Source organism: Hyphomonas sp., from assembly GCF_041398465.1.
Classification (GTDB): Bacteria; Pseudomonadota; Alphaproteobacteria; order Caulobacterales; family Hyphomonadaceae; genus Hyphomonas.
The window spans coordinates 1048470-1067443 of record NZ_JAWKUS010000001.1 but is presented as its reverse complement, the minus strand read 5'-3'; the positions used below and the strand labels follow the sequence as shown (position 1 = coordinate 1067443).

At 63.3% G+C, this 18974-nt stretch carries 22 protein-coding genes and 1 tRNA gene; 10 read left to right on the top strand and 13 right to left on the bottom strand.

Going from position 1 to position 18974, the window contains the following annotated elements; translation table 11 throughout:
* Positions 1-57 precede the first annotated feature (57 nt).
* Positions 58-843: a ZIP family metal transporter gene (locus R3C98_RS05305; RefSeq protein WP_371313068.1), complete on the bottom strand. Its 786-nt coding sequence runs from the start codon at positions 841-843 to the stop codon at positions 58-60.
* Between the two features lie 155 nt (positions 844-998).
* Here R3C98_RS05305 and R3C98_RS05300 point away from each other — a divergent pair, with 155 nt between their 5' ends.
* The 4 genes from R3C98_RS05300 to R3C98_RS05285 are packed head-to-tail and all read left to right on the top strand — an operon-like array spanning position 999 to position 4360.
* A complete protein-coding gene (locus R3C98_RS05300; protein ID WP_371313067.1) occupies positions 999-1622 on the top strand; it encodes a DUF2796 domain-containing protein in 624 nt (207 codons plus the stop codon).
* Positions 1622-2332: an ABC transporter ATP-binding protein gene (locus R3C98_RS05295; RefSeq protein ID WP_371313066.1), complete on the top strand. Its 711-nt coding sequence runs from the start codon at positions 1622-1624 to the stop codon at positions 2330-2332. Before R3C98_RS05300 ends, R3C98_RS05295 begins: the two co-directional genes overlap by 1 nt.
* Complete coding sequence (locus R3C98_RS05290) at positions 2329-3597, top strand: ABC transporter permease (protein ID WP_371313065.1); 1269 nt, start codon at positions 2329-2331, stop codon at positions 3595-3597. Before R3C98_RS05295 ends, R3C98_RS05290 begins: the two co-directional genes overlap by 4 nt.
* Before the next feature lie 55 nt (positions 3598-3652).
* Positions 3653-4360 carry a DUF3299 domain-containing protein gene (locus R3C98_RS05285; RefSeq protein ID WP_371313064.1) on the top strand — a complete coding sequence of 236 codons (708 nt, stop codon included), beginning with the start codon at positions 3653-3655 and terminating at the stop codon, positions 4358-4360.
* 16 nt (positions 4361-4376) lie between these two features.
* On the opposite strand, the gene R3C98_RS05280 is transcribed toward R3C98_RS05285, so the two are convergent.
* Positions 4377-4463: transfer RNA gene (locus R3C98_RS05280), tRNA-Leu, on the bottom strand.
* 85 nt (positions 4464-4548) lie between these two features.
* Between R3C98_RS05280 and R3C98_RS05275 the strand changes: the two genes are divergently transcribed.
* Both R3C98_RS05275 and R3C98_RS05270 read left to right on the top strand, forming a co-directional pair.
* Complete coding sequence (locus R3C98_RS05275) at positions 4549-5190, top strand: exopolysaccharide biosynthesis protein (RefSeq protein ID WP_371313063.1); 642 nt, start codon at positions 4549-4551, stop codon at positions 5188-5190.
* A 48-nt stretch (positions 5191-5238) separates the two neighbouring features.
* Positions 5239-5757, top strand: coding sequence for a disulfide bond formation protein B (locus R3C98_RS05270; protein ID WP_371313062.1), 519 nt, complete (start codon positions 5239-5241; stop codon positions 5755-5757).
* Here the strand turns inward: R3C98_RS05270 and R3C98_RS05265 are convergent.
* Together R3C98_RS05265 and R3C98_RS05260 are read right to left on the bottom strand one after the other, a co-directional pair.
* Positions 5754-6776 (bottom strand): SDR family oxidoreductase, encoded by a 1023-nt coding sequence (locus tag R3C98_RS05265; RefSeq protein WP_371313061.1) that lies wholly within the window; start codon positions 6774-6776, stop codon positions 5754-5756. The genes R3C98_RS05270 and R3C98_RS05265 overlap by 4 nt on opposite strands.
* A gap of 74 nt (positions 6777-6850) precedes the next feature.
* Positions 6851-7783, bottom strand: a complete 933-nt coding sequence (locus tag R3C98_RS05260; RefSeq protein ID WP_371313060.1) for a DMT family transporter — start codon at positions 7781-7783, stop codon at positions 6851-6853.
* Here R3C98_RS05260 and R3C98_RS05255 point away from each other — a divergent pair.
* On the top strand, positions 7782-8066 hold the full coding sequence (locus R3C98_RS05255) for a hypothetical protein (RefSeq protein ID WP_371313059.1): 285 nt from the start codon (positions 7782-7784) through the stop codon (positions 8064-8066). The two genes, R3C98_RS05260 and R3C98_RS05255, sit on opposite strands and share 2 nt — an antisense overlap.
* A 1-nt stretch (position 8067) precedes the next feature.
* Here the strand turns inward: R3C98_RS05255 and R3C98_RS05250 are convergent, their stop codons facing one another.
* The 8 genes from R3C98_RS05250 to ykgO all read right to left on the bottom strand — a co-directional run bounded on the left by R3C98_RS05250 (position 8068) and on the right by ykgO (position 13140).
* On the bottom strand, positions 8068-8952 hold the full coding sequence (locus R3C98_RS05250; RefSeq protein ID WP_371313058.1) for an SDR family NAD(P)-dependent oxidoreductase: 885 nt from the start codon (positions 8950-8952) through the stop codon (positions 8068-8070).
* Between the two features lie 77 nt (positions 8953-9029).
* Positions 9030-9884, bottom strand: a complete 855-nt coding sequence (locus tag R3C98_RS05245; RefSeq protein WP_371313057.1) for an SDR family oxidoreductase — start codon at positions 9882-9884, stop codon at positions 9030-9032.
* 30 nt (positions 9885-9914) lie between these two features.
* Complete coding sequence (locus R3C98_RS05240) at positions 9915-10472, bottom strand: hypothetical protein (RefSeq protein ID WP_371313056.1); 558 nt, start codon at positions 10470-10472, stop codon at positions 9915-9917.
* Positions 10473-10511: 39 nt separating this feature from the next.
* Complete coding sequence (locus R3C98_RS05235) at positions 10512-10772, bottom strand: DUF2312 domain-containing protein (protein WP_034761343.1); 261 nt, start codon at positions 10770-10772, stop codon at positions 10512-10514.
* 64 nt (positions 10773-10836) lie between these two features.
* Complete coding sequence (locus R3C98_RS05230; protein WP_371313055.1) at positions 10837-11778, bottom strand: alpha/beta fold hydrolase; 942 nt, start codon at positions 11776-11778, stop codon at positions 10837-10839.
* 4 nt (positions 11779-11782) lie between these two features.
* Entirely contained in the window at positions 11783-12319 is a 537-nt protein-coding gene (locus R3C98_RS05225; protein WP_371313054.1) for a tetratricopeptide repeat protein, read from the bottom strand.
* Positions 12320-12374: 55 nt separating this feature from the next.
* A complete protein-coding gene (locus R3C98_RS05220) occupies positions 12375-12983 on the bottom strand; it encodes an HAD family hydrolase (protein ID WP_371313053.1) in 609 nt (202 codons plus the stop codon).
* A 31-nt stretch (positions 12984-13014) separates the two neighbouring features.
* Positions 13015-13140, bottom strand: coding sequence for a type B 50S ribosomal protein L36 (ykgO, locus tag R3C98_RS05215; RefSeq protein ID WP_034762314.1), 126 nt, complete (start codon positions 13138-13140; stop codon positions 13015-13017).
* Between the two features lie 111 nt (positions 13141-13251).
* Here ykgO and R3C98_RS05210 point away from each other — a divergent pair, with 111 nt between their 5' ends.
* The gene (locus tag R3C98_RS05210; RefSeq protein ID WP_371313052.1) at positions 13252-14598 is read left to right on the top strand and encodes a lytic murein transglycosylase; all 1347 of its coding nucleotides are present in this window, start codon (positions 13252-13254) and stop codon (positions 14596-14598) included.
* A 4-nt stretch (positions 14599-14602) separates the two neighbouring features.
* Here the strand turns inward: R3C98_RS05210 and R3C98_RS05205 are convergent, their stop codons facing one another.
* Entirely contained in the window at positions 14603-15880 is a 1278-nt protein-coding gene (locus tag R3C98_RS05205) for an MFS transporter (protein ID WP_371313051.1), read from the bottom strand.
* Positions 15881-16104: 224 nt separating this feature from the next.
* Here R3C98_RS05205 and R3C98_RS05200 point away from each other — a divergent pair, with 224 nt between their 5' ends.
* Together R3C98_RS05200 and R3C98_RS05195 are read left to right on the top strand one after the other, a co-directional pair.
* Complete coding sequence (locus tag R3C98_RS05200; RefSeq protein ID WP_371313050.1) at positions 16105-18381, top strand: S8 family peptidase; 2277 nt, start codon at positions 16105-16107, stop codon at positions 18379-18381.
* Positions 18382-18972 (top strand): hypothetical protein, encoded by a 591-nt coding sequence (locus R3C98_RS05195; protein WP_371313049.1) that lies wholly within the window; start codon positions 18382-18384, stop codon positions 18970-18972.
* The last annotated feature ends 2 nt before the right edge of the window (positions 18973-18974 follow it).

Here is an 18974-nt window from a genome sequence, read left to right as displayed (position 1 = left end):
CTGAACCTCTCCCGTTCCCTGGGAGTCAGGCTGCAAAGGGCATGCCGCCCGGCGCGCTTACTGTTGTATTTCGTGCGGTGCCGGCACGATGTGCCCACCCTCTTCCTCATGCGGGTGAAGCGGCATCAGCGCCATCAGGATCGCGAGTCCCACACCTGTGCTGAGGGCCAGCAGGCTGCGCAGGGGCGGTTCCTCCTCCAGCGGCTCCATCAGCGGGCCTGTCGCGACATAGAGCAGGAGACCGGCCGAGACCGCGAACAGGCTGCCGATAATATCCGGCGTCAGGCCATACATGAACGGTGTCGCGACGAGTACGCCCAGCGGGGTGGTCGCCGCGGACGCGATGAAGGCCCAGATGAAGGCTTCGCGGTTTGAGAAGCTGTGCCGGCGCAGGATGGCGAAGGCGATCACGCCTTCCGGGAACTCATGCAGCATCAGCGAGGCGGCCGCGTAGACGCCGGAGGAGAAACTCGCCGCGAAGGTGACCGAATAGATCATCCCGTCCAGCAGCGAGTGGATCGCTACCGCTGCCAGCGGCGTGATGGCTGCCGCCCGCCCCCGGTCTGAGCTTTCCGGGAAAGCTGCACCGACACCGAAATGCAGGATCAATCCGCCAAAGAAGCCGACCATCAGGAAGATGGGCGTGCGCGTGCTGAGCTCGAACGCTTCCGGCGCGATGTGCAGCAGGGTGAGGCTGACCAGCATGCCGCCGGCAGCCAGTGCGAACAGGCCGGAGTAACGCGCACTCCAGTCGCCGCGCACCGACACCGTGATCAGGCCGAGCGTGGTGATGAAAGCTGCGGTCAAGCCGAACAGCAGAGGGGCTTGGAGGGAATTGAGCATGTATGCGTAAACCGGCGGCGTTTGTGAAATTGGCAGAAGAACTTCTGCAAGCCCCGCCTTGATTAAATGTGATATAGTATCACTATCGGTTTCGCGACAATAATTATTGACCTTTCTGCACTTATCCCCTGTGTGGCGCACACCGGAGGCCCACAATGATTTCAATCCGTTTCTGGCCGGTTGCGGCCATATCCGTCGCCAGCCTGATGGGACTTGCCGCCTGCAGCCCCGCCGCAGCGCCCTACGAACCGCCTCCTCCCGCGCCCGAAATTCCAGCTGACACCGCCGCAGCAGACATGCCCGAAAGCGTCGCCGTCACGGCAGCTGTTGCCGAGCTTGAAGAGGCACATGACGATGCCGAGGGCCACGCCGGTGAGCCGCATGTTCATGGCGGCGGAGACCTCGCCATCACCCGGGAAGACGATTTTCTGACCGTCAGCCTGGATGCGCCGCTCGCCAATTTCGGCCTGTCGGAAACGAAAGTGCCCGAAGGCCCGAAGGCCGAGAAATATGCCGAAGGGATCGTCGAGCCGGTCGGTCCGACCACCTGCGAAGAGACGGAACGCTCGATCACCGGCCGCACGGACGGCTCCCACGGCGCGATGACCGTGTCGGTCGTCTGGCGCTGCAAGAAGATCGACCGGGTGGAGGGCATGCTGGTACACGTCTTCGAGCTCTATCCGGCGTTCGAACACATCGATGCGATCTATCTCGGCCCCGAGGGCCAGCAGGTCGCCAAGGAACTTACCCCCAACGATACAGAGATCGATTTCGACTAATGTTGCCTGACGCCCCGAGCACGGATGCCATCCGGGTAGAAAGCCTCCGCTTTGCCTGGCCCGGACATCCACCGGTGCTGGATATCGACCGCTTCACCCTCGCCCGGGGCGAGAAACTGTTCCTGCGCGGACCGTCCGGGTCCGGAAAATCCACCCTGCTGGGCCTGATCGCCGGCGTCCTCAGCCCGGAGACCGGCACGATCGAAGTACTGGGCAACGGCATGGCCGCACTCAGCGCCGCGAAGCGCGACCGCATCAGGGCAGATCATCTCGGTGTCATCTTCCAGATGTTCAATCTGGTGCCGTATCTCTCGGTCACCGGGAACGTCACACTGCCGCTGCACTTCTCCCCTGCCCGGCGGGCGAAAGTCGGCAAGGATACGGAAGGCGAAGCCCGCCGCCTGCTGGGACGGCTTGGTCTGACGGATGAAACCCTGCTGGACCGGCGCGTCTCCGACCTCTCGGTCGGCCAGCAGCAGCGCGTCGCCGCCGCCCGCGCACTGATGGGCGGACCGGACATCGTGATCGCGGACGAGCCGACCTCCGCCCTCGACGCCGATGTGCGCGACCGGTTCATCGAGCTTCTCAGCGAAGAGGCCGGGCGCACAGGCGCTGCGCTCCTGTTCGTCAGCCATGATGCCAGCCTCGCCCGCCAGTTCGACCGGGCGGTCGACCTTTCGGAAATCAACAGAGCGGGGGTGAGCGCATGAAGGCCCTGTTTGCCCTTGCCTGGAAAAGCCTGCTGAACCGGCGCGCCTCCGTGATGCTGACATTGCTGGCCGTTGCCTTGTCAGTCGCGCTGTTCCTCGGTGTCGACAAGGCCCGCACGGGCGCGCGCGAAGGCTTCGGCCACACGATTTCCGGAACAGACCTGATCATCGGCGCCCCGACAGGCAGCGTGAACCTCCTGCTCTATTCGGTTTTCCGGATGGGCAATGCGACGGCCGAGATTTCGTGGCCCACCTATCAGGAACTCGCCGCGCGAGACGACATCGCCTGGACGGTGCCGATCTCCCTTGGCGACAGCCATCGCGGCTTCCGCGTGATGGGCACCGACCATGCCTATTTCGAACACTACCAGTATGGCCGCGGCCAGCCGCTGCGCTTTGCCAAGGGCGTGGAAATGGACGACTTGTTCGACGCCGTGATCGGCGCGGATGTCGCCCGCGAGCTTGGTTATGACATTGGCAGCCCACTGGTCCTATCGCATGGGCTTGGCAAAGCCGATTTCGGATCGGGCCATGAGAACCGGCCATTCCGGGTTGTCGGAATTCTGGCTCCGACGGGCACACCGGTCGACCGTACGGTGATCGTTTCACTGGAAGCCATCACGGCGATCCATGTCGGTTGGGAAACCGGGGCGAAGAATCCGCTGGCCGATACGATCACGGAAGACATGATCCGCAGCTTCAACCTGACGCCCAAGACGATTACGGCGGTCTATGCGGGCCTGAAGCGCAAGGGCACGATCCTGCGCACCCGGCGCGAGATCAACACCAACAAGAGCGAACCACTGATGGCGATCATTCCCGGCGAGGCGCTGGCCGAGCTGTGGAGCGTGACGGCGATGGCAGAGCGCGCCTTGCTGGCCGTGTCCATCTTCGTGATTGCGGTTGGGGTTGTTTCCATCCTCACCTCGATCCTGACCAGCCTAAATGAGCGGCGGCGCGAAATGTCGATCCTCCGGGCCGTCGGCGCCCGGCCGGGACACATATTCGGCCTGCTGACACTGGAGGCCGGCCTGATCGGTTTCCTCGGCGCCCTGCTGGGAATTGTGATCGTCCACGTCCTGATCCTGATCGCGGGACCGATCGTGATGCAGCGATATGGCATTTCCCTTGGCGGAACCGGGCCCGGCATGACAGACCTTCTGACGCTGCTGGCCGTCACCGGCGCATCCCTTCTCGCCGGGGCCATCCCAGCCTGGGCCGCTTTCCGCAGGTCCCTCGCAGACGGCCTGTCCGTGAAGTTGTAGCAAGGTTGTCAAACCCGTCTGGCACATCCCTCCCTGAAAGCCTAAGAAAACAGTCATGAAGCGTTCCCTCATCCTCCCCGCCCTCATCCTGATCAGCCTGTCACCCGCCTGTGGCCAGGCCACGGCACCCCCCGCTGATGCGGAAACGCCGGCTGAAGCGCCAGCTGAGACCAAAGTCAGCACAGCCGAGCCTGCAGGCCCGCAGGTCGGCGACAAGATCGGTGAAAGCGAAGCCGAACAGGCCGCGAAAGACTCCTCCGTTGCAGCCGCAGCAGCTGCAGCCCTGAAGGAACAGGAAGAGATCAAGGCCCGCGGCGTCACCGAAATCAGCTGGGAAGACCTGATGCCGGAAGGCGAGGAAGAGCGTCTGCAGAAGATGTACGCCGCCCAGATGGCGACGCTCTATTCCATTCAGGAAGGCTCTGCCGCCGATACAGCCATGCAGATCGGCTCGTTCAATACCGTCGACACGTTCGACGGCAAGAAGATCCGCATGCCCGGCTACACCGTGCCGTTTTCATACGACGCCAAGGCCGAGATCCGCGAATTCCTGCTGGTGCCCTATTTCGGCGCATGTATCCACGCACCGCCGCCGCCGCCGAACCAGACCATTTTCGTGCGCACTGAAGATCCGATCCTGCTGAAGGACCTGCCGCAAGCGGTCTGGATCGAAGGCACACTTCATGCACAGAAACAGGAAAGCGACCTCGCGGACGCTGCCTATATCATCGATCTGACCCGGGTGGAGAAATACGAATACTGATGGCGCGATCAAACGCTGGTACCTCTGGCCGGACTCGAACCGGCACTCTGTTGCCAGAAGCGGATTTTGAATCCGCCGCGTCTACCAATTCCGCCACAGAGGCCCTTATCGGGAAGGCTCTCCTGCCCGAGCAGGGCCTGCCCGTCAATCTATCCCGGGCTGCATATTACAGGACGTATTGAACACGCATGAGTGTCACCAAAGCGGAAACCGAAAAAACCCTGCTCCAGATCGTCGAGGCCATGGCCGCCGGCGCGCCGGAAGACGGGTACACGCTGCGGGAAATTTTTGACCATCTGGACGAGAGTGCGTTCGGCGCGGGCCTGTTCCTGCTGGCCCTGCCCTGCTGCATTCCGTTCCTCTATGGCGTGCCGCAGGTTGTCTCTTTGCCCATGATGGCCCTTGCCGTGCAGATGGCCCTTGGCCATGAGCAACCCTGGCTGCCGGATGCCCTTGGCAAGCGTAAGATCGACCGCAAGGGCCTGATCGCCATGGCGGAAGGGGGCCGCAAATGGCTGGGCTGGGTGGAGAATTTCTCCAAGCCCCGTTTCACGATGATCACGGGCCCACGTTCGGAACGCCTGCTGGGCTTTGTGCTCTGCATCTTCTGCGCATCGATCCTGGTGCCGCTGCCGATGACCAACACCGTTCCCGGTTTTGCCGTCGCGCTGGCCGCCTTCGGCCTGATCAACCGGGACGGCTTCCTTGTCATCATCGGCGCTGTCCTCGGATTTGTCTGGGTTTCCTCGCTGCTGATCCTGGGACCGACCGCGGTGCTGGCCGCCATCCATTTCGGAAAGGACTGGCTCACGGGATTGTTAGGCTCGTGACGCTGCGCCGCACTTTTGCTGGCGTGACTGCATGCTAGCGTGCCGGCGATGAGCTTCCTTCAAGGTCTTCTCAAGGACTGGAAATGGCCGGTCGCCGCGATGGTGGTGTCCGCCCTGATGCTTGCGGTCGCCCACGCCTTCGAAACCTTCGGCAAGCTCTATCCCTGCCCGCTCTGCCTGCGCCAGCGGGAGGTCTACTGGGCGCTGATCGCCATGACTCTGACTGGGCTCGCCCTCTGGAAACTGCGGCCGACCCGGCGTTTCCTGGTGGCGCTGAATGTGCTGATCGGCCTTGTTTTCGGTGTCGGCGTCGTGGTCGCCTTCTACCATTCTGGCGTCGAATGGAAGATTTTCCCGCCCCCGACCGGCTGTGCAGGCGGCGGCGAAATCGATCTCATGAACATGGACTCGCTGGACCGGCCGATGACCGTACCGTCCTGCACCGATGCGCCCTTCTACATATTGGGCCTGTCCATGGCCGGGTGGAACGGCGTCATGTCCGCCATTCTCGCGGCCGCCAGCTTCATTTCTGCCGGCGCAACCTTCCGGGGCCGCAACGAGGCCTAGATCACGTTCAGGTCGACCAGGCTCTGCGCGCTCGAGATGATCGCTTCTTCTTCGGTGTGCGGCGTCCAGCCGAGGACGCGGCGGGCTTTCTCGTTGGAACAATGCCGCTCCCGGCCAAGTTCCGGCACGACGGCCTTCAGGGGCGGGTTCACCAGTGTCAGCGCCTTCAGCAGCCAGTCGGGCAGTTCGCCCTTCGGCAGCTTCTTGCGGTAATCGGGGAATTGCTCGCGCAGCACGTCCGCCACTTCACTCATCCACATGAACCGGCCGGACGCCAGAAAGCGTTCGCCGGCCGCTTCCGGCACGGTCATCGCCTTCACATGCGCATCGGCGACATCGCGTACATCGACGACGCAGAAACCGACCCGCGGAGAGGCCGGCGCTTTGCCCGTCATCAGCTGGGTAATGATCTGGATGGACGTAGAGACATCCGCGCTCATCGCCGGCCCGAGAACGGCGGACGGATTTATGACGGCGAGCTCCATACCCGCGCCCTCCCCGGCCATATAGTCCCAGGCCGCCTTCTCCGCGATCGTCTTGGAGCGGGTGTAGGCCGTATTGTCCTTGAGGTTGTCGGGATTGGACCAGTGTTCCTCGGTGAGCGGGTTGGGCCGGGCATCGCCCCAGCCATAGGCGATGGCCGCCATGGAGGACGTCATCACCACGCGTTTCACACCCGCCGCCTTTGAGGCCTTCAGCACGCGCAGGGCGCCATCGCGCGCCGGGCGAATCATCTCCTCAGGATCCTTCGGCATCACCGCCAGGAAGGGTGAGGCAAGGTGCTGGACATAGTCCATGCCTTCCACCGCCTCAGCCCAGCCGGCATCGCTGGAGAGGTCCGCCTCGACGATCTCGATGTGCACGGGCTTGCCGGCATAATCGCTCAAAATCGTGTTCAGGGGTGTTTCCCTGGAAGCGGAACGGGCCGTACCCCTTACTTCATGGCCCGCTTCCAGCAGCTGGTGGATGACATGACCGGCAATAAAGCCGGTGGCGCCAGTGACGAGAACTTTGGCCATGCGAGTCTCCCTTTTCTGGCGTGATCAATGAACGATTTCGCCACTATTCACAAGGAAAGACTTTCAATCCGGGCTCAGCCCCCTCTGGCGCGCCGCCGCATATGCTGTTCCCGAAGCGTAATATAGGCCGTCGCACCGATGATGATGGCAGTGCCAACCCAGGTCCACGGTCCCGGCAGGGCCTTGAACAACAGCCAGTCCACCGTCGCAGCCATGGGCAGGCGCAGATAGTCGATCGGCGACAGGAACGAGGCGTCCCCGATCGCCATGCCCCGGATGTAGAAATACTGACCGGCCACGCCGCAGCCGCCCATGAGCGTGATCATGGCCCAGTCCTGCCATGACGGCATGACTTCCGGCGTCTTCCAAAGTGCCAGTGGCAGCAGCATCGCCGAGGAGAGCAAATTCGCCCAGATCAGCAGCGTAACGGGCTTGTGATTGCGCGACAGCAGCTTCACCAGCGTGATCGCCCCGGCCATGCAGAACGCCGCCGCCAGCGCGAGGACCGTCCCGAAGCTGACCCCTGCCTGCGGCTGGGTCATGACCAGAACGCCAATAAATCCCGCCAGCGTCGCGCCCCAGCGGTGCCAGCCGACCGTCTCTTTGAGCAGCCCTGCCGCCAGCACCGTGATGAACATGGCGCGGGAAAAACTGATCGCATTGAACTCCGACAGCGGCAGGCCGAACTGGGCCGAGACCGCATAGAAGCCGAAGATGAACCCCATCGTGCCGAACAGGCTGCGCAACAGGACGAGACCCGGCTGGTGGATGCGCATGATGCCCCAGCCCTGCTGCAGGATCACCGGCAGGGTCAGGATCAAGGCAATGAAGGAACGGAAGAAGGCGAGGAAACCAGGATCGAATTCCGCCGACTGCACTTTTGACAGGGTCAGGAACGCGGTGAAGACGAAGCCGGACGCCGTCATCCAGAGTGCACCTTCCAGGTTGCGGGGCGCCTCAGCCGCACTAACCTCGGAAATACCTGATTGATCGGGACTGACTGCCATGACCGCCTTTACGCCTTCCGAAGTCGACGAGATCGACGCCCTGTGGCGCAGCCTGCCGCCGGATCATATGTGGACCGGATGGGCCGCTGCGGGCGAGTCCCCCGATCAGATCTGGATCTTCCGCACCCGCGCCCACTGGCGCCGCTTCCCGCTGTTCAAGACCGAAGAGGGCTTTGCCCTGTCGGACGAGAAAGGCCGCCGGGTGATCCGAGCCGCCTCCCTGCAGGAATTGCTGTCCGCTGTCGAGGCCATCCCCGGCCTCGACCCGGACAGGCGCCGCTGACCTATTCCTGCTGGGCCTTCATGGCCTCGGCCATCTGTTCGGCCTGTTCCGGCGTAATACCCAGCGCTTCGAGGACCGGGCCGCCAGCCGACTCGTCCCACGAATGCCGCGGACCAATCGTGATGCCGCCATCGACGGTGAATTGGCTGCCGGTGATGAAACCGGCTGCGTCGGAGGCGAGGAACGCCGCCATTTCGGCGATGTCCTTGCCCTGTCCCGTCCGTCCGGCCGGCTGCATCGAGCCGCCTTGCTGGGCCAGCATTTCCGCCATCTGGTCGGCCACTTCGCGCGGCATGCCAAGCGAGGCGCCGAAGATGGATGTGGCGATAAAGCCCGGCAGGATCGCGTTCACGCGGATCTTGTGCTTGGCGACCTGCGCGGCAGCGATGCGCGAGAAGTGCGCAACGCCCACCTTGGCCACGGAATAGGTGATCGGCGCCCAGCCAGCTTCCAGCGCGCTGATCGAGGACGTGTTGATGATGGAACCGCCGCCGGTCTCCTTCATGCGCTCGACGGCGTATTTCGTGCCGAAGAAGACCTGCTTCAGAAGCAGGTCCATCGTCATGTCATAGCCTTCCTCATCCAGCTCTTCGACATTCGCCGGAGTGCCGCCGCTGCCGGCATTGTTCCAGACCACGTCGATCTTGCCGAAATGGCTGACCGCGCCGTCCATCAGGGCTTCCAGCTCAGCGAGATCCATCACGTCGCAATGGATGTAGCGGACCTTGTCCGTCCCGAAGCGCGTTTCCAGCGCGCGGCCCTTTTCGTCCTGGATGTCGGCAGCGATGACTTTCGCGCCGGCCTCCACAAAGGTCTCCACGCCTGCCAGGCCAATGCCGCTTGCTGCACCCGTGATTACGGCAACCTTGCCGCTGAGATCCGCCATGATGTTTCCTCCCTTATCGTGAAGGCATCATGCACGAGGGTTCCGTGCGGTCCGTCAAGCGAAACCTGACAGGGGCGTCACGGTTTTTTCAATCCGAAGCGTTTCCAGAAAATCCCGTCCAGCATGCGCTTCGGCAAACACGTCGGGATGGTCCAGTTCGTCAGCTTGTCCGGCACTGGCGCATAGCGCGCTTTCGGCTTGTCTGCGGCCAGCGCAGTTTCGATGTAACTGGCAACCTCTTCCGGCGTCAGGCCGGAACGCCCGCCGGACAGCATGACCTGTTCGAATTGTTTCAGGGCATCTCCCCAGTCGCTGGCGGCATAGGGGCTATCGGTGTTTTCCGCTTCGGCCTTGTCCCAGATCGGTGTCTTGACGGAGCCCGGACCGATAGCGATCGCATCAATACCATAGATGACGAGTTCCCGGCGCAGCGTGTCCGTCATCGCCTCCACAGCATGCTTGGTCGCGGCATAAGCGCCAAGGAACGGCGAGGACAACCTGCCGCCGACGCTGGTGATATTGACGATGCGGCCGGGAGGCCCCGTGCGTGCCGGGTCAGCGCCGAGCAGCGGCACGCAGGCCTGCGTCATGGCGAGCAGGCCAAACACGTTCACCTCGAACTGCGCGCGGAAATCCTCCATCGGCTGGATCGCCAGCGGGCCCATCTTCGCGATGCCGGCATTGTTCACGAGACCGGAGAGGCACTCGCCATCAAGTGCCCCAGACACGGTCTCTACGGCAGCGGCCACCTGATCCGGTTTCGTCACATCAAGGAGGATCGGGCGCAAATCGCCTGTCGCCTTCAGCTTCAGGATTTCGCCATCGGCATGTTTGCGGACCCCGGCAAAGACGCGCCAGCCTTTGGCCGCCATGTAGCACGCGGCCCCTGCCCCAATCCCCGTGGAAGCCCCTGTGATGATGACAGTCTTCATGAGCCAGCTCCCTTCGTCCGGAGCCAGGTATCAGGCCCCGTCCTTGCCCCCGTCGATCACGCGGAAAACCGGCCGCCCGGCGGGGCGTGATTTCGGGGCTTGGTCCTTGTACGCATCAGGCGCGGGGTCGGACGACTCGCTTTTGGGAACCGCCTTCAACACCGGCTTGCCACGGGGCGCAGGCGCAGGCGACGGCGGCGCCTCCTCGGCCTCGGCCGCAACGTCATCCTCAATGTCGTCATCGATCTGGCGCACCCGCGGCGGGGCGCGCTTTGCCAAGCTGCCTTTCTGAGACTTCTTTCCGGAGGCGGATTTCTGGCTGAAGCCCTTCCGGGCCTTGCCGCGGGCCTTCTTGTCGATCTCTTTCAGCTTCACCTGCTGAAGGGCCGACAGCGCCTCGCCCTCATCGCCCTTCATCGGGTCGGCGAAGGCAGAGCCGTATTTCTCGATCCGTTCTTCGACTTCTTCCAGGAACTCACGCTCCCAGTCGGACAGGGGTGGGCCCTTGCCCTGTTCGGCAAGCTCGGCCGCCTTGCGCAGTTTGCGCAGCGCAGCTCGCTTCTTCCGTTCGTCGACATCCCGGCCCATGGGCCAAGCCTATCCCGATCAGTGAATTTCTACAAAGCCTCAGGCTTCGCCGAGGGCGATGAGATAGGTTTCGAGCATCATTTCCTGCTCTTCGCGGTCCGACTTGTCGATCTTGCGCAGACGCACGACCTGGCGCAGCGCCTTGGTGTCGAAGCCGAACGCCTTGGCCTCGGCATAGATCTCCTTGATCTGCTCGGCGACCTCTTTCTTCTCTTCTTCCAGGCGCTCGATCTTGGCGACCGTCTGGCGCAGTTTCTCGCGGCTGGCTTCGGTGAGGTTCTCGATCGGGGCGTCGTCCATGAGGAACTCCAGTTATTGGCCGGCGGGCGGCAGAATCGGAATTGGAAATGAAAGGAGCCGCGTCTTAGCGGCTCCCGGGCAAGCTGGCCAGACGCCGGATGGCATCGGCAACATCATCCCCGAAATTGTGGTGCGGCATGTGGCCTTCTTCGGGCAGGATGACCAGGTCTATGTCAGCCTGTTTCTTGAGGCGGGCGGTATGCTTCGCCGGTGTGATCACCGTGTCCTTGCTGCCGGAAAAGACGGTAATGGGCACGGCGAGTTCGCCATAGCGCTTCGACTGGGCGGCCAGTTCCCGGTCCAGCACGCGCACGTCGCGGGCATTTGCCCGGAAAGCCGCCGGGCGGAACAGGAGGCCGATGCCGGACTTCTCGAAATACCCCTCCGGCGCAGGCGACGGATCAAACACGCCGCCGATGCCAGCTCCCACTTGTGACGGTCCAACCAACGGCACAACCTGGCTGAAAGCCGGGCCGATCAGGCGCGAAGCCGCAAAGCGGTTGTACCAGGCATGGCCCTCGCCGCCCCAATCATGCGTCACCGGCGCCAGCAGGACGAGGCCCTTCACCAGCTCCGGCCGGTCGAGCGCGAGGCGCAGCGCCACGGCGCCGCCGAAGGAGTGGCCAACCACGATGGCCTGCTCTTCCGGCACAAGTTTCTCCAGCACGCCTGCCATCTGCGCGGCCTGCACGGCGAGGGTCTCGGCGCGTGGCGGACGGCGGGAATGGCCGTGTCCCGGCCGGTCCGCCATCAGCACACGGAAATCCTGGTCGAGCTTCGGCGCCAGCGTCCAGGTGAACTCACGCGCATTGGCGCTGGCGCCGTGGATCATCAGGATCGGCGGGCCCGCCTTGCCGGCCTCCAGCACATGCATGCCATAGCCGCCGACTTCGATCCGCCGCCCGGAGGCCGGGTGCGCCTTGTGAATACGGGACGTGTAGGCGCCGGAAGAAAGACCGACCGCGGCGCCGAGGCCCGCCAGCGTGATGGCCGCTGCCGTCAGCAAGGCCTCAGAGCCCCTGCCCTTCGGCGATCTTGGCGAGGCGTTTCTCAGCCTGCAGCCCGTCCCGCATGTAAGGATATATCGCCAGAGCCTCGCGCCAGGCTTCCAGCGCCTGGTCATTGGCACCCATCGTCTCGAACATGGAACCGAGGCCGGACCAGGCCCCGAAATGCCGCGGCTCCAGTTTCAGCGTCTCGTTCAGGTCCCGCAGGGCCTCGGGGAAATTCTCTTCAGCCAGGAAGATGCCCGCGCGGCGGAACCAGGCCTGCGGATTGTCCGGCTTGATCATGATGGCGCGGTCGTAAAATTTCCGCGCGGTTTCCGCATCGCCGATCATCTGCGCCTCGACACCGCGCTCCATGATCATGTCCACCGTGGCTGAGCCCGATTCCATCCAGGACGCCCAGATGTCCTGCGCGGCATCGTTGGCTTCGCTTTCACTGGGGGCGTTCTTCAGCTTGTCGAACATCTCGTCCGTCGGCACGGCTAGCGCGGGCAGACCGGCGGCCATGAAAGCAATGGCGAGGAGGAGGGCTCTCAGCATGGGGCGATACTACCCGTCCAATGCGGCCGGGCAATGTCCTCTTTCTGTCAGGCTGTCAGAGAAGGCCTTCTGCCTTGAGGGCGGTCTCCAGCCCCCCGGCAGAACGGAAAAGGTGCGTGCGGAAGCCGAGCGCGTCGGCGGCAACAATGTTCTTCTCGCTGTCGTCGATGAAAAGCACCTCGTCCGGCGCCGGGCCACCCATTTTTTCGAGCGTGTATGCGAAGATCGCCGGGTCTGGCTTCACAAGGCCGATATCGCCGGAAACAACTGTGTGGCGGAAGCGCTTCAACAGTGGGAAATGCTCCAGCATCAGCGGCCAGGTCTCGGAGGGCATGTTGGAAAGGGCGTAAAGCGGCACGCCGCGGTCTTCGAGGCGGTCGATCAGGGCCGGCGTACCATCAATATAGCCGTCGAACATTTCCATCCAGCACCCGCTCCAGGCCCGGATCTCGGTTTCATATTGGGGGTATTGCGCAATCAGCGGCAGCGCATTGTCGGCGAAGCTCACGCCCGCATCGTGGCGGGTGTGCCACGTCATCGTACAGATTTCAGAGAGAAATCGCTCGCGCTCTTCCGCGTCAGGCAGGAGGCGAGAATACAAACGGGCCGGCTCCCAGTCGAGCACGACCCGTCCAAGATCGAAAAGGGCAATCCGGACGGTCATTTTGCCGCCTCAATGCCCATTCACGTTCCGCTCAGCCTTGCTTTGCTTTGAAGCGGGGATCGGTCTTGTTGATCACATAGACCTTGCCCTTGCGGCGCACGACCTTGCAATCGCGGTGACGCGACTTGAGCGATTTGAGAGACGAACGGACTTTCATGGGATGGCCCCGTGGGTCATAAGGAATTGGAAAGCGGTGCGAGTAATGAATCCGGTCATCAGAGTCAAGGACGCGCGCTGTCATGCGCGGCTGTTTTCAGGAGCATCAAAAGTGGCACGCTTCGCGATCGCGCGCTCGCATATAGCCGGTGCGGCAATTCTGGCCGGCCTTCTGGTCTCCTGCGCCCATAGTCCGCAGGCCTCTCCGGGCACACCGGCCTCTCCGCCGCCCGCCCCCAGCCAGCCTGCGCCGGACACAAGTCCGATCAGCTACAAATCCACTGGAAACAGTGACATGGACGCCTGGCGAGACGATTTTTCCGCCCGCGCCGTCGCCGCAGGTCATGACCGGGCCCTGGTCAAATCCTTCCTGGAATCCATCAAGCCGCTGGACCTTTACCTCGGCTCATCTTTCCAGACAGCCGCTGTCGGCATCGGCGATCAGGCCGAGTTCGCAAAACCGATCTGGGACTATCTGAAAGTGCCACTGGGCAACAGCCGCGTCTCCAACGGCGCTTCGCACCTTCACAATGAAGCTGAACTGTTTGCCGAAGTTGAAGCGAAATATGGCGTCGACGCCGAATACATTGCAGCCATCTGGGGCATGGAATCCTCCTTCGGCGCGGTCATCGGCAATTTCGATGGGCCCAACACGCTGGCCAACATGGCCGTGGAAGGCCGCCGCAGGACGTTCGCCGAGCGCGAGCTGCTGACGCTGATGAAGATCGTCGAGCGCGGCGATGCGCACCGCGACGAGCTGATCGCCGGCTGGGCAGGCGCCATGGGCCAGACGCAGTTCATGCCGTCGACCTATTATGCCTATGCCGCAGATTTCGACGGCGATGGCGAAAAGGACATCTGGAAGAATGAAGGCGACGCGCTCGCCTCGGCTGCCAACTATTTGAAGTCCTCCGGCTGGTCGCCGGGCCAGCCCTGGGGCATCGAAGTGATCGTTCCGTCGGGCTTCGACTTTTCGCTGGCCGACGGCAATGAGCGCCGGATGGAGACTTGGCGCAGCTATGGCATCATTCCGATCCGCGGCGGCGATTTCCAGACCGGCGGCGCCGAATATGCCGAACTGTGGCTGCCCGCGGGTGCGACCGGACCGAAATACCTGATTTTCAATAATTTCAAGGTGTTCAAGAAGTACAACAACGCCGACTCCTATGCGCTCGCGGTTGGGCTTTCGGGAGACGCATTCACCGGCAAGAAAGTGCCGGTCGCCGTCTGGCCGACAGAGATCGAGCCGCTGACGGTGGCCGAGATCAAGATCCTGCAGGCGAGCCTCAATGCGCGTGGCTTCGATGCGGGCACGGTGGATGGCATTCCGGGCCGCAAGACGCGCACCGCGCTGCAGGGCTTCCAGAAGACGCAAGGCGTGGTGGCAGACGGTTATCCGACCAAGGACATGCTGGCGCTGGTGACCGGGCAGACGGTCGGCACAGCGTCGACCAACTAGGCCGTCAGAGGTCTTCTTCCGGATCGAATTCGCCAACGCCGTCGCGCAGGGCGTAATAGGCGTAGAGGCCCATGAAGATCAGCAGGCCCGAGGCAATCATGAAGGGAATGTTCGCGCCGATATACTGGTAGACGAACAGGCCGAAGAAGGGCGTCACGATATAGCCCATCCCGTTTGCCGAAATGACCAGTCCTGCGACATTGCCCTGAAGCTGGGGTGACACGGCAAGCGATGCGCCGCTGGAGAAGCCGGGCCGGGCAAGCCCCTGCCCGAGCCCCAGCAGGAACTGCACCATGACCAGCGTGGCGAAATCCTGCGCCACGATCATCAGGAGCGCCCCGCAGAGCAGCGGGATGCAGCCCACCCACATCAGCGTCTTGTTACGCAGCTTGAGGCGCGGGATCAGGACCAGCTGCGCCAGAAGCACCGCCATCGCGCCGACCGTGAAAGCCGGGCCGGTATACTGGGCCGCCTGCGTCCCGGCGACATTCAGCTTGTCCATGACCGCAAAGACGAAGACCTGCATCAGGATGCCCGTCGCAAGAGACAGACAGACGGCAAAGACGAGGAAAGGCAACACGTCCCGCGAATGCCAGAGACCGCGGGCATTGGTCTCGACGTCAAGATGTGTCGCGTCGGTGATTGGCTCTTTCTGCTCCGGCAAGCGGAACCAGATCATCGCTGCCATGATGGCCGCGATGACCGAGGTCAGCAGCAGCGGGCTGAGAATGCCCGCAAAGGCGACCAGCGCGGCGGCAAATGCCGGGCCGACCACGGTACCGACGCTGAACCCGGAGGAGATAAAGGCGATCTCGTCGCGCCGCTCGGCCTGGCTTGTCCGGTCGGCGACATAGGCCTGCGCAGCGGGGTTCGCGCCTGATCCGAATATGCCGAAGAACGACCGGGAAATGGCCAGGCAGGCAAAAATCACGAGAGCGTTGGTGATCAGCCCGGTCTTGGCGGCAAGCCCCGACAGAAACAGCAGCAGCATCGACACCGAATAGCCTGCAAGCCCCAGCGCCGCGATGGGCCGGCGGCCATACTGGTTCGAACGTTTTCCCCAGACAGGCGAAAAGACAGACCAGAAAAAGGCCGACAGGCCAAACACGGCCCCGGCCATCCAGTCCGGCAGGCCGACTTCACGGGAAAGGGGCGGCAGCACGGCTGCCATCAGCATCGTGTTCCCGGCGCCGATGGCCATCAGGCAGAAAAACAACAGGAAAAAAGCGCCGCGGCGGTCCGGGCGCGACATGTCTGGCGGTTCCTTGTTCCCCTCGCTCATGCCCCTTCATCTGCCGCGTCACGGGGCTTGTCCAGACAGGAAATCTATCTCGCCGGGATATCACCCGGCGTCAGCAGGAGGGCCCGGAGCGTGATCATTCGCCGCTTTGGCCAGCCTTTAAATGCCTTTGGGTTGGACAGGACGGAAACGGCGTCATAATCTTTCCATAGGGTTAATTTAGGCAGGCTGGGATGTTGTTTGAGAAATTCACGGGGAACGTTCTCATGTCGAACCAGTCCACCAAATCAGCCCGTCTCCTGTTCGGGGTAGCGCTGACCGGCCTGCTGCTTGTCTCGGGCTGCGACCGTCAGAGCGAACGCCTTGAGCGCGCCCGCGAGATCGCGGATGCCTCCCTGAAGCAGATTACCGGCGAAACCATCGTCGATCATGCCGACAAGAAGGACCCGATGCGGTCCGTGCCGGTCGAGGCCCGCGCCATTGCCGGCAAGGTGATCAGCGACATTTCAGGCCAGCCGACGAACAAGCCTGCCTTTGCCGTCCTGTCCGTGATCGCCAAACCTGCAGACATTCCCCCCGCCGAAACGATGGCGGAGATCGACGACGGCAATCTCTACATCGAAGACGAGGCCGTTCTTGCAGAAGCCCTCGACGAGCCACCGGCCGCAGGCGCTTCGGAGACAACCGCCCGCGCGCCTGCCTCGCGCTCGCTGGAACTGTTCCAGCCGGAAATGGGTATTGCCCCACGCGTGAAGCTGGATCCGAAAGCCCGCGAACAATCGATGCAGCAAATCGAGGAAGCCACCCGGGCGCTGGAGACCACGGCCCAGTCGCAGCCCGCCCCGCTCAAGCGGACCCGGTCACTGCAGCCGCGTTCCCTGGAAGCTGCCCCGGCCGAAGAACAATTGGCCGCCCGCAAGATTGCGCGCCGGTCGCTTGTCACGCGCGACGCCATCGTCGCCCAGCGTGATGCCAACGCCGTGATGCTGGACACGCTGGCCAAGTACAAGATGAACGCCGAAGTGACCCTGTCGCGCGAAGGTCAGATGGTGATCCAGGTGGCAGGCGCCGGGCCGACCCTGTTCTCCCCGGAAGACGCAAAGGATCCATCGCTGAGCTTCCTTGCCATCGACGAAGGCAATGGATGTCCGGACCCGAACGACATTGCAGCCATCGAGGCAGACCCCGTTCTGGCGACAAATTGTTTTGTCGACGACCTGCGCGCCTCCGGCCAGTTTGAATATGTCGAGAAGGACTTCATCTTCGAGAACCAGTTCATTCGTCGTCCGCCATCGGACTCCTCGACGACCGGGACAGGCACAACGCCTTCCACCGGTTCGACGACCCCGGTGAACGCGGAAGTCACCCCGAACGATCCGCTCTGGGATCTGCAATGGGACATGAAGCCGAGAGGGTCTGGCGCCGGCCAGTCGCTGGGTGGGGCCGGTTTCCAGGAGTTCTGGACCAAACAAGGCATCGAAGGCTCGTCCGATGTCGTCGTGGCCGTGGTCGATACCGGCCTGCAGATGACCCATCCGGACATAGCGGCCTCGGCCAATATCGCACCGGGCTGGGACATGGTCTCCGATCCGCGCATGGGCAATGACGGGGACGGACGCGACGCCGACCCGAATGACCCGGGTGACCTCTGCAATCCGGCCGTGCCCGGATCAGCTGATTCCTTCCACGGCACCCATGTCGCCGGAACCATCGGCGCCGCCGCGTCCAACAATGGCGCTGGCGTCGCAGGCGGCGCGTGGAACGTGAAAATCGTGCCGGTCCGCGCCCTCGGCAAGTGTGGTGGGCGCCTGTCCGATATCAACGATGCCATCCGTTGGGCTGCCGGGCTCATCCCGGCCGAAGGCGAAGACGGCAGCGAAGTCTGGAACGACAATCCGGCCGACATCATCAATTTGTCGATTGGCCTTTTCGAATACTGCCCGGCCTCTCTGCAGGATGCGATCGACTCGGTGACGGACCGCGGCGCGGTCGTCGTCTCTGCTGCCGGCAATGCCCGCATCGACACGGCCTATTACGCCCCGGGCGGCTGTGACAATGTCATCTCGGTGGCGGCCGGCAATGCCCTCGGCGAAATCACGGCCTATTCGAACTTCGGTGACGGTGTCGACATTCTCGCACCCGGCGGCGAAATGGCCCGCGACGACGACAACGACTCGCGTCCGGACGGCATCCTCTCCACCAAGGCCTCGAGCGATTGCTATGACCCGGTCACCGGTGAAGCGGTGCAGGATTGCTACTACGCGTATGAACAGGGCACCTCCATGGCGGCTCCGCACGTCTCGGCAGCCCTGGCCCTGTTGAAGGCCCGCGATCCGGAGGCGACATCCGACGAGCTGGTCTCAGAACTGCTCGCCGCCACCGATCCGCGTACGGACCTGCAATGCGCAGGCCTTTGCTCCGACTATCCGGGCACGACGCCGATCGAAGGGTCTGACGGCATGTGCCGGCGCCCTTGCGGCGGACGCATTCTGAACCTTGCAAACGTGCCGGTATCTGGCGGCACATCCGGCGGTGGAGACTGAATGAGCGGCGGCCAGCCCCCTCCCCATCTTGGCGGTCCGCTGGGACTTGCGGGCCTCGCCATGCTGGCGGGGGCGACAGGCATATTCGTGATGGCCGGATCCAACGGGTCCGCCTCTGACACCCAGCAGGTGGCGGCCCAGCCCGCCATGCGTGAACGGGTGCAGCCTGTTCCGGAACTCCGCCCCGGCGACGCGCTCCCCCTGGTCCGGCCCGCGGAACTGCCTGCCTCTGCCGAAACGCAGACTCCGGCGGAGACGAAGCTCGCCCAGATCAGTCAGGATGGCTCGGAGATCGTCTATATCGTCCGCATCAAGGGCGAGCCGGAGATCGATGTCATCTCCCGCAACTTCAAACGCGACCGCGCCGCCGCCGATATCGCCTGGGCCAATCTGCAATCGCGCTATCCCGTGCTGCAGGATTTCCGGCTCGTCGGGGCCAGCTATTCCGGCGAGATCCGGCTGGGATACCGCCTGCCGCCCGGCCTGGAGCCAACGCGCGCAACCATCAACGAAATTCAGAGCCGGATCATGCAGGTCGACAGCGTCGCCTATGCCGATCCGGACTATGTGGCCCAACCCGGAAAGGAATAATT

Coding starts and splice junctions, on each gene's coding strand:
- R3C98_RS05305 (WP_371313068.1), bottom strand. CDS start 843: ATGCTCAATTCCCTCCAAGCCCCTCTGCTGTTCGGCTTGACCGCAGCT.
- R3C98_RS05300 (WP_371313067.1), top strand. CDS start 999: ATGATTTCAATCCGTTTCTGGCCGGTTGCGGCCATATCCGTCGCCAGC.
- R3C98_RS05295 (WP_371313066.1), top strand. CDS start 1,622: ATGTTGCCTGACGCCCCGAGCACGGATGCCATCCGGGTAGAAAGCCTC.
- R3C98_RS05290 (WP_371313065.1), top strand. CDS start 2,329: ATGAAGGCCCTGTTTGCCCTTGCCTGGAAAAGCCTGCTGAACCGGCGC.
- R3C98_RS05285 (WP_371313064.1), top strand. CDS start 3,653: ATGAAGCGTTCCCTCATCCTCCCCGCCCTCATCCTGATCAGCCTGTCA.
- R3C98_RS05275 (WP_371313063.1), top strand. CDS start 4,549: ATGAGTGTCACCAAAGCGGAAACCGAAAAAACCCTGCTCCAGATCGTC.
- R3C98_RS05270 (WP_371313062.1), top strand. CDS start 5,239: ATGAGCTTCCTTCAAGGTCTTCTCAAGGACTGGAAATGGCCGGTCGCC.
- R3C98_RS05265 (WP_371313061.1), bottom strand. CDS start 6,776: ATGGCCAAAGTTCTCGTCACTGGCGCCACCGGCTTTATTGCCGGTCAT.
- R3C98_RS05255 (WP_371313059.1), top strand. CDS start 7,782: ATGACCGCCTTTACGCCTTCCGAAGTCGACGAGATCGACGCCCTGTGG.
- R3C98_RS05260 (WP_371313060.1), bottom strand. CDS start 7,783: ATGGCAGTCAGTCCCGATCAATCAGGTATTTCCGAGGTTAGTGCGGCT.
- R3C98_RS05250 (WP_371313058.1), bottom strand. CDS start 8,952: ATGGCGGATCTCAGCGGCAAGGTTGCCGTAATCACGGGTGCAGCAAGC.
- R3C98_RS05245 (WP_371313057.1), bottom strand. CDS start 9,884: ATGAAGACTGTCATCATCACAGGGGCTTCCACGGGGATTGGGGCAGGG.
- R3C98_RS05240 (WP_371313056.1), bottom strand. CDS start 10,472: ATGGGCCGGGATGTCGACGAACGGAAGAAGCGAGCTGCGCTGCGCAAA.
- R3C98_RS05235 (WP_034761343.1), bottom strand. CDS start 10,772: ATGGACGACGCCCCGATCGAGAACCTCACCGAAGCCAGCCGCGAGAAA.
- R3C98_RS05225 (WP_371313054.1), bottom strand. CDS start 12,319: ATGCTGAGAGCCCTCCTCCTCGCCATTGCTTTCATGGCCGCCGGTCTG.
- R3C98_RS05220 (WP_371313053.1), bottom strand. CDS start 12,983: ATGACCGTCCGGATTGCCCTTTTCGATCTTGGACGGGTCGTGCTCGAC.
- ykgO (WP_034762314.1), bottom strand. CDS start 13,140: ATGAAAGTCCGTTCGTCTCTCAAATCGCTCAAGTCGCGTCACCGCGAT.
- R3C98_RS05205 (WP_371313051.1), bottom strand. CDS start 15,880: ATGAGCGAGGGGAACAAGGAACCGCCAGACATGTCGCGCCCGGACCGC.
- R3C98_RS05200 (WP_371313050.1), top strand. CDS start 16,105: ATGTCGAACCAGTCCACCAAATCAGCCCGTCTCCTGTTCGGGGTAGCG.
- R3C98_RS05195 (WP_371313049.1), top strand. CDS start 18,382: ATGAGCGGCGGCCAGCCCCCTCCCCATCTTGGCGGTCCGCTGGGACTT.